Origin of the sequence: Polaribacter sp. SA4-10 (genome assembly GCF_002163835.1) — a bacterium.
GTDB lineage: Bacteria > Bacteroidota > Bacteroidia > Flavobacteriales > Flavobacteriaceae > Polaribacter.
Window position 1 is genome coordinate 523,370 of the sequence record NZ_CP019331.1, and the last position, 15,261, is coordinate 538,630.

Genomic DNA, 15,261 nt, shown 5'->3' on the forward strand with positions numbered 1-15,261 from the left:
TTTACTGAGTTATTTTAATTTTTTCTATTAATGAAAATGCTTCACACATTCTTTCTTGTACTAAAGAATCTCCATAAATGTCTGTTTTAGCAAGTATAAAATTATTTTTATTTAATTTGATAAATACATTGCAAACTTGATAGGTAAACGTTCTTTTTTTTCCTTTTGAAACGGTATAATAAGAAGGGGAATTAAGGAGTTTAATTTCTTTAGAGGTTGTTTGAATTAAATTTTTTGATAAACTTTCTTGTTCTTGTTTTAATTTAAAAACATTATCAAAATTAATGCTTTTATTAATATATGTAATGTCTAAAAGTAATGTTTCTGTTAATTGTTTTGCACTATCTGCTGTAAAGATTGATGACTGTGCAGCATCATAAAATAATTTTGTTTTCCATGTTTTTGGAAATTTTACAGAAAACGTTTTTTTTACGTCTACAATCTCTTCTAAATTATTAAATGCTGTTGTTGTACAATTAAAATCTGAGGAAATCTCTGATTGTTGTTTACATGAAAAGAATAGGAGAGGAGCAATAAAAATAAGAATAGAAAACCTCATAGAATTATTTTAAAATAAGTTTTCCTATTTTATTATTTCCAGATAGCCATGCCGTATTTTTATCTACAAATTGAATTGCATAATAACTGTCTTTAGAAACTTCTTTCCAAGAAATACCTCCATTATTAGAAAAAGACACTCCCGTTTTTCCAACCGCAAAAATTTCTTTTCCTTGCGTATTTGGTACATATTGTACACAACTTTTATAGTTTGGGTTTTGTCCATCAGAAACTAACTTCCAAGTTTTTCCACCATCTGTTGTAATTGCTTTGTTGGCGTTGTTTTCTTTAGGTTTAGAATAGTCTCCGCCTATAATAATTCCGTTGTTTTTATCAGCAAAATCAATAGAATAAATTCCTTGTGGGCCATTTCCTTGAATAATTGGTGTATTATAAATGGTCCAAGTTTGTCCATAATCTTCAGATTTTAAAACTCTTGCTTTTTTACCACCAGAAGCAATCCATACAGTTTTACCAATCGTTTTAATATTGGTGTTACTTGCTGCAAAAAAAGCTTCGCCATCTTCAAATTCTGGCAAATTACAACAAGCAATTTTTTGCCAAGTATTTCCAGCATCTTCCGTAATAATTATTGAAGCACAATCTTCTGTTGGATCTCCAACTGCAATTCCGTGTTTATTATCATCAAAAAAAAAGAGCGCATCATAAAAGACTTTCTCATGATTTTCTGTGTAAACTAAGGTAGTTTTTTTATCAGAAATTTTATACAATAAAGCAGGATTTGCTATTGAAAGAGCAAAAAAGTGATTTTTGTTTTTGGCTAAACTTCTAAAATGTGGTACAATGGTATCTTGATATGTAATATATTCTGTTGTCCAAGATTTTCCGTTATCATTTGTAAAACCAATATCGCCACGAGAACCTGCATAATAAACTGTATGATTATCAATAGATTGAATAGCTCTAATACTTGTGCTATCTATTTTAAATTCTTTAATGCTAATTTTTTCTATTTTTCTTGGTGTATATTCTTGTTTGCAAGAAGCATAAAAAAGTATAACAAAAATAATTACGGTTATTCTTTTCATTTTTAATATTTTTATAGCACTAAATTAAACAAATCATTTGTAGTTAATGAAAAAAGCGTTAGTAATTTCTGGTGGTGGTAGCAAAGGTGCATTTGCAGGTGGAGTTGCACAATATTTAATGAAGAATGAAGGAAAAGAATATGATTTGTTTTTAGGAACTTCTACAGGAAGTTTAATGGTTTCTCACTTGGCGTTAGGAATGTTAGATGAATTAAAAGAATTATATACCAATGTAAACCAAGAAACAATTTTTAGTAACAATCCTTTTACAATACGTAAAGTTGCAGGAGAAAAAGTGGTTAGCATTAATCACTTAAATACTTTTTGGAATTTCTTAAATGGAAGAAAAACTTTTGGTGAGAGCAAGAATTTACGTTCTCTAATAAAAAAGAAAGTTACTAGGGAAATGTATGATGAAATTAAAATAAAAAACAAAGAAGTTGTTGTTACGCTTTCTAATTTAACAGCAAATCAAATAGAGTATAAATCTATTAATGATTGTACTTATGAAGATTTTTGTGATTGGATTTGGGGTTCTTGTAATTATGTACCTTTTATGAGTTTGTTAGAAAAAAACAATTGTCAGTATGCAGATGGTGGTTTTGGTTCTTTAGTACCAATTAGAGAAGCAATTTTAAGAGGAGCAACAGAAATTGATGCAATTATTTTAGAAACTGAAATTACTCAATTTAATAGAATGCCCTCTAAAAATCCATTTTCTTTATTGTTTGATGTGTTTGACTTTATGCTTACTCATGTAGAAAGACATAATATTACTATTGGTAAACTTGCAGCAAAAAATAAAGATGTAAAACTAAACTTGTATTACACGCCAACTGTTTTAACGACAAACTCATTAGTATTTGACAAGAACTTAATGCGTAAATGGTGGAAATCTGGGTATAAATATGCGAAAACTAAAAAAGAAGAATTAATGAGTGAGTTTAGACCAGATATTTTAACAGATCAAGAGTTAGATGATGGTGTAAGTGATGTAGAAGAAATGATATTATTAAAAAAGAAACAAAAAAATAATTGATTATATAAAAAAAAGTCCAGCAATTAGCTGGACTTTTTTAGCTATTATATTTTGTCCTTTATTTTTTAAAATCTACATACATTTCATTTGCAAAAGGTCTTTGTAGTTTAGAGTTTGTAATCTGTTCCTTTTTGTTGAAATTCACTGCTTTTCCAGAAAATTTTGCTCCGTTTGTAATATAAGAAATAGTCCTATCTAATAAAGGGTCTGATTTTTCTCCTAAAACACCAATATTTACATCTCCAGAAATTTGTCCAAAATCTTCAGGTAATTCAATTTCTGGAAGATACCCTTCTGGATTGTTTTCACCATCAGAATTTTTTATTTCCATTACAATTGGCTGCATTGCATAAGCATGATTTGGATTTAAGTTAGTACCTGTTCTTTGTAAATTATCAGAATCATATAAGGTAATAGATCCAACTTGTTTACCAACTGTCTGTGTACCCACTAAATTTACATCAATATAAGCGCTTAATGCATTTATTACTAATTCTGATGCGGATGCTGTGTCTTCTGTAACAATAAAATAAACGCTTTGTAAACCTAAACTATTAATTGGCTCATTTACGGTTCCGTTATCAATTTCATCGGTAAAATAATTTAAAAAATTACTAGCATCAATGGCTTCCATTACTTTTTCATTCCAAACTTGTTGGGAAAACAACGTTTCATTAGATTTTGTAGCAATCATACTGCCTAAGTAAGTAGCTGTTCTAACACTTCCTCCACCATTATAACGTAAATCTATTATTAAATCTGTAATTCCGTTTGCTTTAAAATCTCCAAAAGCAGTATTTAATTCGCCATCATAAGAACTGGCAAATTGATTGTATAATAAATAACCAATTTTATGAGCACCTTCATCAAAAGTTTTTACAATTGAAACAGGATTTTCTTGTAATTCAGATTTTGTTAAAGAAATAGAATTTCCGTTAGAAATAGGGTTTCCTGCGTTAAAATCTGCTAGATTAATACTATAATTAGTATTGGTTCCAAACAACAAACTTCTGTAGTTACTTTCTGTAATTTGATTTCCATCTATAGCATTAAAAACCATTCCTCTTAAAACACCTTTTGTGTCAGCATCAGAGTTAGGAACTATATAATATACGATTCCATGCACATTTGATTGATTTGATTCATTTCTAAATAACTTAAACTCCATTCCATTATTTAATGTAATCCCTTGAAAAGAATTTTCTAAAGCAATATAATCATCAACAATCCAAGAAAAACGATCTGCTGGTCTGTTTAATAAATTTTCAAATAAATTTTCTGGAGTAGCATATCCAGATAAAAACCCATTTAATTCATTTTGATTACTAAAACGAGTGTCTGCTAAATCAGCTATTGAACTTTGCCATAAATAATAAGCGTTTAAACCTTTCCAAACAAAGTCATTAATTTCTAAATCAGCAGGCACATCCTCTAATTTAGATGAGCAATTAAAAAAAAGAACAGTTGTTAGTAATATAATAACTGTTTTAGAAAGAAATTTAAACTTCATAAATTTTTTGTTTTATAGTAAAGAAACGCAATATAAAGAGAATTAGTATTATTTTAATATATCTTGTAACAAAATATATTGTTCCTCGTCTTAATTATGTAAACCTGTTATAAAGCGTTGTATTTATGAGGTTTTTGCAAGGAAAATTAACAAAACCAAATGAACCAGTCAGACTTTTTAAAAGTTGTTTTACCATTTAAAGATAAGGTCTTTCGTTTAGCAAAAAGACTTTTAGTTTCTAGGGAAGAAGCTGAAGATGCTACACAAGAACTATTATTTAAATTATGGAAAAGTAAAGATAAGATTGCTGACTATAAAAATGTTGAAGCATTTGCAATGACAATGACTAAGAACTATTGTTATGATCGTTTAAAATCCAAACAAGCAAGTAATTTAACATTAGTACACAGTAATTATAAAGAAAAAGATACAAGTTTAGATAAGAAAATTGAACATCGAGATAGTGTAAACCAAGTACACAAATTGATTGAAAGCTTACCAGAACAACAAAAAATTATTATTCAATTAAGAGATATTGAGCAATATGATTTTGATGAAATTTGCAAAATGGTAGATATGAAGCCAACAGCAGTAAGAGTAGCCTTGTCTAGAGCAAGAAAAACAATAAGAGAAGCATTAATTAAAAAACACAACTATGGAGTTAGCTAACATAGAAATATTAGTAGAAAAATACTTAAACGCAGAAACATCTTTGCAAGAGGAAACAACCTTAAAAAACTATTTTATAGAAGGTAATGTAGCACCACACTTGCAAGAATATGAATATATGTTTAATTATTTTGTAAAAGCAAAAGATGAAATTTTTACAAAAACCATTCAGTTAGAACCTAAGAAATCTAAAAGAAGAAACTTAAAATGGTTATCTGTAGCAGCATCCGTTGCTTTATTAGTAAGTGTATTTGTAGGTAAACAACAATATGAAAAATACCAAGCAAAAAAAACATATGCACACGTAACAAATGCTTTAAAAATGTTATCTACAAATCTTAAAAAAGGAGATAAAGCTTTTGAACATTTATATACGTATGAAAACACCGTAAATAAAATTTTAAAATAAAACCAAGTAAAATAATTAGGAACCCCAAGTAAAGACAGAAATTATGAAAAAAATAATAGTATTAATAGCGTTAATAGTTACTCCAATGGTAACAAATGCACAGTCGTTTTTTGACAAATTAGAAGATATGGATGGCGTTTCATCTGTAATAGTAAGCAAAGATGCTTTTGAAATTTTAAAGAACTTTAAACCTCAAGGTAATGGAAGTGAAGCCATGGAAGTTTTTGAGATGATTAATGATTTAAAAGAATTGAAAATATTTTCTACAGATAAATCAGCAATAGCAGATAAAATGGATGCTATGGTAAGATCTGCTGTAAAAAGTTCTAAACTAACAGAACTAATGAGAATTAAAGAAGACGATTCTCGTGTAAAAATCTATGTTAAAACGGGTGGTAAAAAAGATTACGTAAGTGAAGTTTTAATGTTTGTAAAGGGTATCGATAAGAAAACTCAAGGAAACGTAGAGTCTGTAATTATATCTTTAACAGGTTTAATAGACATTAATAAGCTTTCTAAAATTGCAGATACTTTTACAAAAGAGAATGGAGTAAAAGTAAAAGTTAGTAGCAACTAAATTTAAATAAGCAAAGTCAGAGTAACATTCTGACTTTGCTTATCAAAAAAAATAGATAAAATGAAAAAAACAACCAAAATACTTTCACTATTACTTTTAGTTTTAATGATTACTTCATGTAAAAATGAAAAATCATTGCAAGGGTATTTAGTAGAAAGTCAAGAAAAAAATGGATTTATTACTGTAGATATTCCTACAAGTTTTTTACAATTAAAATCTGATGATGTTTCAGAAGAAGTAAAAGCTACTTTAAAAAGCATTAGAAAAGTAAACGTTGTTGCCTTGCCTATAAAAGGAAATGAAGCAGCTTATGAAGTTGAAAAAACAACACTAAAAAATATTTTTACAGACAATAAAGAGTATAAAACTTTAATGTCTATGAAAGCAAAAGGAATGAAAGTGAACTTTTATTATACAGGAGATACAGATTCTATAGATGAAGTAATTGCTTTTGGTTATGGTAAAGAAGCTGGAGTAGGTGTTGCAAGATTGTTAGGAGATAACATGAACCCTGCAAAAATTATAGAAATGATGAACAACATTAAAGTAGATGGAGATAATTTTGATTTAAAGCAATTTAGCGCAATTTTTAAAGGAAAATAATATTTAATTATACGATTTTAAAAGCCTAAAATTTCTAAAGAAATTTTAGGCTTTTTCTGTAATTTGTAACGGTAAACTTCTTACTAAAACTGCTAAATGAATATTAACTGCGCATTAACACCTACAATGTATTAATTTCTTATTTTTGGTGCTTTAAGAAAATCATGTTTATGAAGATTAAAAAATGCGTATTATTTCTTTTTGTGCTGCTAACTTTTGTTGGTTTTTCACAAAACACTTCAACTTATAAACCAGAAAGAGACAAAATTCACGATTTAGTACACACAAAATTAAAAGTCGATTTTAATTTTAAAGAAAAACAATTAAATGGTGAAGCTTGGGTTACTGCAAAAGCCCATTTTTACGCAACTAATAAAATTACATTAGATGCAAAAGCGATGATTATTCATCAAGTTTCTATAGATAATAAGAAATTAGATTATAATTATGATGATTATAAGTTGATTATCGATTTACCAGAAGAATACTCAAGAAATGAAGATTTTACGCTTTACATTAAATATACAGCGCGTCCAGAAAAAGTAAATCAAAAAGGAAGTGCAGCAATTACAGGTGCAAAAGGATTATACTTTATAAATGCAGATGGTTTAGACAAAAATAAGCCAACTCAAATTTGGACTCAAGGAGAAACAGAAGCTAGTAGTTGTTGGTTTCCAACAATAGATTCTCCAAATCAAAAAACATCACAAGAAATTTATATTACAGTTCCAGATAAGTTTGTAACACTTTCTAATGGTAAGTTAATTAACCAAATAAAAAATGGAATAAACAGAACAGATTACTGGAAATTAGATCAAAAACACGCTCCCTATTTATTTTTTATGGGAATTGGTGAATATGAAATCGTAGAAGATAAGTACAAAGAGATTCCTGTAAACTACTATGTAGAAAAAGAATATGCACCTTATGCAAAAGATATTTTTGGGTTAACGCCAGAAATGATGGAATTCTTTTCTACAATTTTGGGAGTAGAATATCCTTGGAATAAATACAGCCAGATTGTTGGTAGAGATTATGTTTCTGGCGCTATGGAAAACACAACTGCAGTCATCCATGGAGAAAAAGCATATCAAAAACCAGGACAATTAATAGATGAAAATGTACAAGAAAATACAATTGCACATGAATTGTTTCATCATTGGTTTGGAGACTTAGTAACAACAGAAAGTTGGTCTAATTTAACTTTAAATGAATCTTTTGCTAATTATAGCGAGTATTTATGGAGAGAACATAAATATGGGAAATTAAATGCCGATATGCATTTGCATGAAGATGTACAAGCATATATGAATGGTCAGAATTTTGACAAACATTTAGTTCGTTTTAATTATGATGACAAAGAGGATATGTTTGATTTGGTGAGCTATAATAAAGGTGGTGCTATTTTACACATGTTGCGTAATTATATTGGTGATGACGCTTTTTTTGAAAGTTTACAAGCATATTTAACAGCGTTTAAATACAAATCTGCAGAAGTACATCAATTGCGTTTAATCTTAGAAAAAGTAACAGGAAAAGACCTTAATTGGTTTTTTAATCAGTGGTATTTTGGTGCAGGACATCCAAAACTTGAAATCTCTTATGACTATAATACATTACAAAAAACAGTAACTGTAAATATTTTACAAGTTCAAGAAAGTACATTTCAATTTCCTATTTCTTTAGATATTTTTGAAAATGATAAAAGAACACGTCATACTGTTTTTGTTGATGGAAAAGATGCATCATTTAAATTTCCTTATACAAAACAACCTACTTTAATTCAGTTAAATTCAGATGGCGTTTTACTATGTGAAATCAGTGAAAACAAGGTTTTAAGTGATTATATTTTTCAATTGAAAAATGCTACAAACTTTTCTCACAGAAGAGAAGCGTTGTTAGAAGTAGCAAAAAAGCAAGAGGATAAAAATGCTTTTAGTGCCATTGAGAATGCATTGAGTGATCCTTCGTATAAAATTAGAATCCTCGCTTTACAGAATATCGATTTAATTAATAAATTTTCTAAAAAAGAAGCAATTCAAAAAATTATGGAAGTTGCTAATTCAGATAAAAAAACACTAGTTCAAGCAGCAGCAATAGAAACTTTAGGGAAATTAACAGATCCTGAGTTGAAATCTATTTTTGAAAAAGCATTAGAAAGTAAGTCTTATTCTGTTTTAGGAAAAGGAGTGGTTGCTATGTATTATATAGATAAACAATTGGCAATTAATAAGTCTAAAGAGTTTCCAGATGAAGTAAGACAAATTTTAGCAACACCTTTAACACGTATTTTTATTGAAGAAAAAGATGAAAAAGAACTGCCTTTTATAGCTAAAAACACATTGTCTGGAATGTTTTTAACAGGAGATGATGCAACAAAGGTTTTATATCAAAAAGCATTTAAACAAATTTCTGAAAGCAATAATACAGAAGCTATAAAAAATTTGGTAGATGATATGGTTGTAAAAGGAAATCAGTATAAACAGTTTAATTTTGACAAAGTTGTAATTAACTTAATGAGAAATATGATACAGAGTCAGAAAACTGAAAACACAGCAAATAGAGACAGAAATACAGAAGTTATTAAAACAGCAATGGCGAAGTTGTTATAAAGTTTATTTAAAGTACAAAAAAAAGAGGAAAATCAATGCTATGATTTTCCTCTTTTTGTATGTTATATTTTTTAATAATAATGACTAAATCTTAAGAAAAAATAGAAGGTCTAGCTATAATTTTCTTCACCATAGGTCATTGTTAAAGTTTCTGTATGATGTTCTGTGTGATGTGCTGTCCACATAATAATCTCTCTAAGAGTCATTTTACCCATTAAAGGATGTGGAATTACTAATGAATCTAAGTTTATATCGCTAATTTTTCTTGTTTTATATTGGAGTTTTTTATTTTGTATATGAAGTCTTGTAATTAAACGCGCTCTATCTTTTAATAATGGTTTCTTTAAATTTTGATTAAAAACGCTGACGCTCTCTTTATTTTCTAGTAATTTTTTTTGATAATTTTTAGCAACAATTTCATAACTTCTCGTTTCTCTATTGCAAGTACCAAATTTATATTTTAAAAAAAATCGTGGATAACTTAATGCATTGTTTAACAGTTGTAAACTATTTGTTAAATGTAAAATTTGCTGACCAGTAGTCCATTTTCTATCAGGTCCTTTATCCCAAATGTCTTCAGGTTGTTTTTCTAGCCAATCAAACAATTTTTGATGTTTTTCTTCTAATAAATCAGCAATTGCAATTTTGTCCATTTTTGTTATTAAAATTTTGAAACAGAAATATACAAAACTTAATCGAAAAAACCGTTAGCAGACTATATAATGTAATTCATTTCTGCTTTTTTAATTGTGCTTTAAAGAAAATTAATTATCAGTTTAAAATATTACTTTTCAGAAATAAACTCCAAAGCAACACCATTTATACAATGTCTTTTTCCAGTAGTTTTTGGTCCATCATCAAAAGAATGGCCTAAATGACTACCACAGGTATTGCATTTTAACTCTGTTCTTGCATACCCAATTTTATAATCTACATCTAATTCCACATTTCCTTTAATAGACCTATCAAAAGAAGGCCATCCAGAACCAGAATCGTATTTATGTTTAGATTCATACAATGCAGTTTTACAAGCTGCACAAATATAAACTCCTGTTTTTTTGTTCTCATTAAAAGCGCTAGAAAATGCTCTTTCTGTTCCCGCTTCTCTTAAAACATCATATTGTAATTTTGTCAATTCTTTTTTCCATTGTACATCTGACTTTACAATTTTATATGTTTTTTTTTCTTTGGATGTGGTTTGTGCTTTTCCATTGCAACTAACTAAAAGGACTAAAACTAAAATGGATAGTATTTTTTTCATGTATTTATAAGTATAAAATTTATAATTTTATTGGTAACATCTTTATCACGAAGGATTTTTGTATGACCTAAACCATTTGTAATTAATAATGAACCATTCTGTAAACTTTGACGGATATTTAGTGCACAACTTACAGCAACATCACCATCAATTAAGTCATGAATTACTAAAGTTGGTGTTTTTACTTTTTTTGCAGCTTCACTTGTTGTAAAATCCTCTAAACTTCTACTCAATTTTTTCTCAAAATGAGCTTTCATTTTTTTACTGATAGGCTCTTTTAGCCCTAAATTTTTAATATAATTAGAAATAATATCAGAAACTTTATCACCAGAACCAACAGTTACCAAACATTTGAATAATTCTTTTTCAGCAGATGCATTTAAAAGTGCCATTGCCCCAAAAGAATGACCAATTGCAGCTTCAAAAGGTCCAAATTCATTATTTATTGCTTTTATAGTTTCAATATACTCAATCATATTTGTAGTTCTTCCTAATGATTTTCCATGAGCAGGAGCATCAAAAGAAATCACCATAAAACCTTTTTCTAATAGTTTATTAGCAATCATAAAAAGTTGCGTACTTCTTCCTGCCCAACCATGAGAAAGTAAAACTTTTTTGTCTGAAAAACCATAAGACAATACATGTATTTCTTTCTTTATAGAGTTCACAAATAGTTTCTTGTTTTGAGAACTTTCTTCCATGGCAATTTCTCTTTTTGGTGTTGAAAAGGTAAAAGGGGTGGTAAACAATTTTGTAGCAAACAGCACAACCAACTTATGTGAAATAAACTGTAGTATTTTTGCTAAATATTGAACAGGTTTCGGAATTAGTAAACTAGGAGGTACAACTTTATTTGAAGAAAATAAATGCATTAATGAATTATATTTTTTTGATAAAGATAGAATATGTAATTTTATGAAAAATAAAAATAATTCGTTTTTTTAGTGATAAATAAATGAAATTCTATCTTAAAAATAACCGAATTTAAATATAAAGTAGATGAAAAAAATAGTTGTTTTATTAATTGCAGTTTTCCTTTTTAGTGCATGTAGTACGGTACCAATTACGGGTAGAAAAAGAGTTAATTTTGTTAGTGATGCTCAGGTGTTACCGGCAAGTTTTGCACAATACAAAGGTTTTTTAGAAGAAAATAAATTATCTTCTAATAAAGAAATGACCAATCAAATTAAAAGTGTTGGTAAAAATATTTCTGCAGCTGTTGATCGCTTCATGCGAGCAAATAACATGAGTTCAGAAGCAAATTCTTATAAATGGGAATTCAATTTAATAGAAGATAAAACTGTAAATGCTTGGTGTATGCCAGGAGGGAAAGTTGTTTTCTATACAGGTATAATGCCAATTTGTGAGAATGAAGATGGAGTAGCGGCAGTTATGGGTCATGAAGTTGCACATGCATTTGCCAAACACGGACAAGAGAGAATGTCTCAAGGACAGTTACAACAACTTGGTGGTTTAGCGGTGGCATTAGGAACTTCTAATAAAGATGAAAAAACAAAACAAATGTGGAATACTGCGTTTGGTGTTAGTTCTGGTTTAGGAATATTAAAATTTAGTAGAGTACATGAACAAGAAGCGGATAGATTAGGGTTGATTTTTATGTTAATGGCAGGTTATAAAGGTACAGAAGCTGCAGAAGTTTGGGTAAGAATGAGTAAATTATCTAAAGGAGGTTCTCAGCCAGAAATTTTAAGTACACACCCTTCAAATGCTTCAAGAATTCAAGATTTAAGAACTTATTTGCCAACTGCTAATAAATATGCTGCCCAATATAATGCGATAGCAAACAGCGAAATAAAAAATTAGTATAAAAAATAGATTTCTTATATTGTAGCCGTTCAAAAATTAATTTTTGAACGGTTTTTTTTATAAAATAGATGCGATGTTAAAAATTGGAGATAAAAAATTAATTAAGGGTTGGGCTTTTTATGATTGGGCAAACTCTGTGTATTCTTTAGTAATTAGTACAGCCGTTTTCCCGCTTTATTATAGTGCAATTACAGACGGAAAAACAGTTTCTTTTCTTTGGATGGATTGGAGCCATCCAGATAGTTTATATAGTTATGCATTGTCTTTTTCATTTTTAGTAGTTGCCTTACTATCTCCTATTTTATCTGGTATTGCAGATTATACTGGAAGTAAGAAAAAATTTATGAAATTTTTCTGTTGGCTTGGTGGTTTATCTGTAATGAGTCTGTATTTTTTTGAAGGAATAGATACTGTTTGGATAGGAATTGTCTTTACCGTGTTAGCAAGTATTGGTTTTTGGGCAAGTTTGGTGTTTTACAATGCGTATTTACCAGAAGTTGCACATCCAGAACAACAAGATAGAGCAAGTGCAAAAGGGTTTATTTATGGTTATACAGGTTCTGTTATCTTATTAATAGTTAATTTAATAATGATACAAATGCCAGATGTTTTTGGTATAACTGCTGGTATGGCTTCTCGTATTTCTTTTTTAATGGTTGGTCTTTGGTGGATTGGTTTTGCTCAAATAACATTTAGTAGATTACCAAGTAATGTTTATCATAAAAAACCTAAAAAAGATTATATATGGAAAGGCTTTAGAGAACTAAAAATTGTCTTTAAAGAAATTCAAGAATATGATACATTAAAAAAATTCTTAATTTCATTTTTTCTTTTAAGTATTGGTGTACAAACCATTATTTTAATGGCTGCAATATTTGGAGCTAGTGAATTAGGTTTACCCGCAATTAATTTAATAGTAACTATTCTATTGGTACAAATAGTAGCAATAGTTGGTGCATTTGTGTTTTCTAGATTATCAGAAAAATGGGGAAATATTAAAGCTTTAAAGGTTACTATTTTAATTTGGATGCTGGTTTGTTTTTCGGCATTTTTATTAGATAAAAATCAAGAAAATGTGGCTTATTATTTTTATGGATTAGGAGTTCTATTAGGCTTTGTACAAGGAGCAATACAATCTTTAACACGTTCTACATACTCTAAATTATTACCAGAAACAGAAGATCATGCAACGTATTTTAGTTTTTATGATGTTACTGAAAAAATTGCTATTGTCTTAGGAACTTTTGTTTATGGATTTCTATATTCCATAACAGATTCTATGCAATGGAGTGTCCTTTGTATGGCCATTTTCTTTTTAGCTTCTTTTATTATTCTGAGTACTTTAAAGAAAACAAAATACGTAAGATAAAAGCCAACATCAATTTTACTAAGTTTAATAATCTATTGTATCACATCTGTAAAAGGGAAATCTATAATGTTTTAAATGAGGTTGTAAATTTTGATAAACCTGACATAAGCATTATAAACCCCACAATTTATGCTACTTTTTATTTCCATAGGCAGTTAATAACATATTCAAGATAATTACAATAATTAATCTTGAATAATACATCTTTTCCTTTTCTACTTTATTTTACTATTAAATATGGATTTAATGACTCTTTTAAAGTTTTTATGGATTTGTAGACCATAAAGATCCGCTAATCATCATTGCACGTCTGGGCAATTGTAAGCCTGCAATAATTAATTGTGCAAAATCTTCTGGTTGTAATACACTTTCAGGATTACCATCTGTAATTCCTAAATATTTAGCCATATCTGTAGCTATGGTGCTTGGTGTTAAAGTGTTTACTCGAATGTTATTTTTACGAACTTCTTTCATTAATGATTGTGACAATCCGATAACAGCAAATTTAGAAGCAGAATAAGCAGAAGTACTTGCATTTCCACTTAACCCTGCAGTTGATGAAATATTTATTATATCGCCTTCATTTTTATCAATTAAATAGGGGAGTACTTCTTTAGTAACATAATACATGCCTAATACATTCACTTTAATAATGTCTTCCCATAATTTAGGTTCCATTTCATTTAAAGTTCCAAAAGCGGCAATACCAGCATTATTTACTAAAATATCTACAGTTCCTAAGTTTGAAATACTATTTTTTATTCCGATTTTAACTTCTTCATAACTAGCTACATCAAATACTTCATAATACGCATTTACACCTAGTTCCTTTAATTCAGAAACTGTTTCCTTTAGCTTTTCTTCGTTGCGTCCTGTAATAGCAACATCTATACCTAGTTTTGCAAATGCTATTGCTGTTGCTTTTCCTAATCCTCTGCTGCCACCAGTTATAATGGCTTTTTTATTTCTTAATTCCATTTTATTTAAATTATTTCTTATGAATATTATTCTTGTGTTAGTCTTTTTAAAGCTCCTATAATCTGTATCTAAAAAGGCATATTTAATGATGTTAGTCTTTATTAATAAAAATAGGACTGATACTAAACTGATTATTGCTTTTTAATTAACTCAGAAAGTACTTGTTTAAAAGTAGCTACAGGTTGTGCTCCTGTCACGGCACTTTTTCTATTAAATACAACAGTTGGTACAGAATTTACACCTAAATCTTTCCAATACGTTTCTTTTTTGGTCACTTCAGAACGTGCAGCGGCATTGTCTAATTTAGAGAGCGCTTCTTCTACATTTAAACCTACATCTAGTAAAGCTTGTTTTAAAACTTCTTTTTTTGAAACATCTTTTCTATCACTAAAAAAGGCTTTTGTCAAGGTCATTTTCAGTTCCGTTTGTTTTCCAAATTCTTTGGCATATTCTAACAAAATATGCGCATCAAAAGTGTTAGACATTCTCATTTCATCAAAATAATCAAATGTAAAACCGAGTGCTGCACCAGCAGCTACCATTTCTTGTTGAGACTCTTTTTGCTGTTCTAAAGTAGCACCATATTTTTCTGAAATATGTTCTTGTACATTTTGACCTTCAACAGGCATATTGGGATTTAACTCAAAAGGTTGCCATTCTATTTCTACTTGATCTTGAATTCCTAATTCGTTTATTGCTTTTTCTAAACGTTTGTAACCAATGGTACACCAGGGACAAACAACATCAGAAACGATATCTATTTTTAGTTTTTCTTTCATTTTTTTATGTTTAAAAATCTC

The 15,261-nt window shown here is 28.8% G+C and carries 16 protein-coding genes; 8 read left to right on the forward strand and 8 right to left on the reverse strand.

Features of this window, described 5'->3' with window-relative positions:
• Nucleotide 1: 1 nt before the first annotated feature.
• Nucleotides 2–559 carry a hypothetical protein gene (locus BTO04_RS02350; RefSeq protein ID WP_087562968.1) on the reverse strand — a complete coding sequence of 186 codons (558 nt, stop codon included), beginning with the start codon at nt 557–559 and terminating at the stop codon, nt 2–4.
• Nucleotides 560–563: 4 nt separating this feature from the next.
• Nucleotides 564–1,607, reverse strand: a complete 1,044-nt coding sequence (locus BTO04_RS02355; protein WP_087562969.1) for an oxidoreductase — start codon at nt 1,605–1,607, stop codon at nt 564–566.
• A 46-nt stretch (nt 1,608–1,653) separates the two neighbouring features.
• Here BTO04_RS02355 and BTO04_RS02360 point away from each other — a divergent pair, with 46 nt between their 5' ends.
• Nucleotides 1,654–2,646: a patatin family protein gene (locus BTO04_RS02360; RefSeq protein ID WP_087562970.1), complete on the forward strand. Its 993-nt coding sequence runs from the start codon at nt 1,654–1,656 to the stop codon at nt 2,644–2,646.
• A 58-nt stretch (nt 2,647–2,704) separates the two neighbouring features.
• Here the strand turns inward: BTO04_RS02360 and BTO04_RS02365 are convergent, their stop codons facing one another.
• Nucleotides 2,705–4,156 (reverse strand): S41 family peptidase, encoded by a 1,452-nt coding sequence (locus BTO04_RS02365; RefSeq protein WP_087562971.1) that lies wholly within the window; start codon nt 4,154–4,156, stop codon nt 2,705–2,707.
• A 159-nt stretch (nt 4,157–4,315) separates the two neighbouring features.
• On the opposite strand from BTO04_RS02365, the gene BTO04_RS02370 reads away from it, so the two are divergent.
• The 5 genes from BTO04_RS02370 to BTO04_RS02390 all read left to right on the forward strand — a co-directional run bounded on the left by BTO04_RS02370 (nt 4,316) and on the right by BTO04_RS02390 (nt 9,026).
• Nucleotides 4,316–4,825: an RNA polymerase sigma factor gene (locus BTO04_RS02370; protein ID WP_087562972.1), complete on the forward strand. Its 510-nt coding sequence runs from the start codon at nt 4,316–4,318 to the stop codon at nt 4,823–4,825.
• Nucleotides 4,812–5,234, forward strand: coding sequence for a hypothetical protein (locus BTO04_RS02375; RefSeq protein ID WP_087562973.1), 423 nt, complete (start codon nt 4,812–4,814; stop codon nt 5,232–5,234). Before BTO04_RS02370 ends, BTO04_RS02375 begins: the two co-directional genes overlap by 14 nt.
• Before the next feature lie 43 nt (nt 5,235–5,277).
• Nucleotides 5,278–5,811 carry a DUF4252 domain-containing protein gene (locus BTO04_RS02380; protein WP_087562974.1) on the forward strand — a complete coding sequence of 178 codons (534 nt, stop codon included), beginning with the start codon at nt 5,278–5,280 and terminating at the stop codon, nt 5,809–5,811.
• A gap of 60 nt (nt 5,812–5,871) precedes the next feature.
• Nucleotides 5,872–6,414, forward strand: a complete 543-nt coding sequence (locus BTO04_RS02385) for a DUF4252 domain-containing protein (protein ID WP_087562975.1) — start codon at nt 5,872–5,874, stop codon at nt 6,412–6,414.
• A 170-nt stretch (nt 6,415–6,584) separates the two neighbouring features.
• The gene (locus BTO04_RS02390; protein WP_087562976.1) at nt 6,585–9,026 is read left to right on the forward strand and encodes a M1 family aminopeptidase; all 2,442 of its coding nucleotides are present in this window, start codon (nt 6,585–6,587) and stop codon (nt 9,024–9,026) included.
• A gap of 110 nt (nt 9,027–9,136) precedes the next feature.
• Here the strand turns inward: BTO04_RS02390 and BTO04_RS02395 are convergent, their stop codons facing one another.
• From BTO04_RS02395 to BTO04_RS02405, 3 genes are all read right to left on the reverse strand, one after another.
• A complete protein-coding gene (locus BTO04_RS02395; protein WP_087562977.1) occupies nt 9,137–9,679 on the reverse strand; it encodes a DinB family protein in 543 nt (180 codons plus the stop codon).
• 131 nt (nt 9,680–9,810) lie between these two features.
• The gene (gene msrB / locus BTO04_RS02400) at nt 9,811–10,287 is read right to left on the reverse strand and encodes a peptide-methionine (R)-S-oxide reductase MsrB (RefSeq protein WP_087562978.1); all 477 of its coding nucleotides are present in this window, start codon (nt 10,285–10,287) and stop codon (nt 9,811–9,813) included.
• A complete protein-coding gene (locus BTO04_RS02405; RefSeq protein WP_087562979.1) occupies nt 10,284–11,159 on the reverse strand; it encodes a S9 family peptidase in 876 nt (291 codons plus the stop codon). Before BTO04_RS02405 ends, msrB begins: the two co-directional genes overlap by 4 nt.
• Before the next feature lie 127 nt (nt 11,160–11,286).
• On the opposite strand from BTO04_RS02405, the gene BTO04_RS02410 reads away from it, so the two are divergent.
• On the forward strand, nt 11,287–12,111 hold the full coding sequence (locus tag BTO04_RS02410) for a M48 family metallopeptidase (RefSeq protein WP_087562980.1): 825 nt from the start codon (nt 11,287–11,289) through the stop codon (nt 12,109–12,111).
• A gap of 76 nt (nt 12,112–12,187) precedes the next feature.
• Entirely contained in the window at nt 12,188–13,483 is a 1,296-nt protein-coding gene (locus BTO04_RS02415) for an MFS transporter (protein WP_087562981.1), read from the forward strand.
• Between the two features lie 264 nt (nt 13,484–13,747).
• On the opposite strand, the gene BTO04_RS02420 is transcribed toward BTO04_RS02415, so the two are convergent.
• Complete coding sequence (locus tag BTO04_RS02420; RefSeq protein WP_087562982.1) at nt 13,748–14,461, reverse strand: 3-ketoacyl-ACP reductase; 714 nt, start codon at nt 14,459–14,461, stop codon at nt 13,748–13,750.
• Between the two features lie 131 nt (nt 14,462–14,592).
• Nucleotides 14,593–15,240 carry a DsbA family protein gene (locus BTO04_RS02425; RefSeq protein ID WP_087562983.1) on the reverse strand — a complete coding sequence of 216 codons (648 nt, stop codon included), beginning with the start codon at nt 15,238–15,240 and terminating at the stop codon, nt 14,593–14,595.
• Nucleotides 15,241–15,261: the final 21 nt, after the last annotated feature.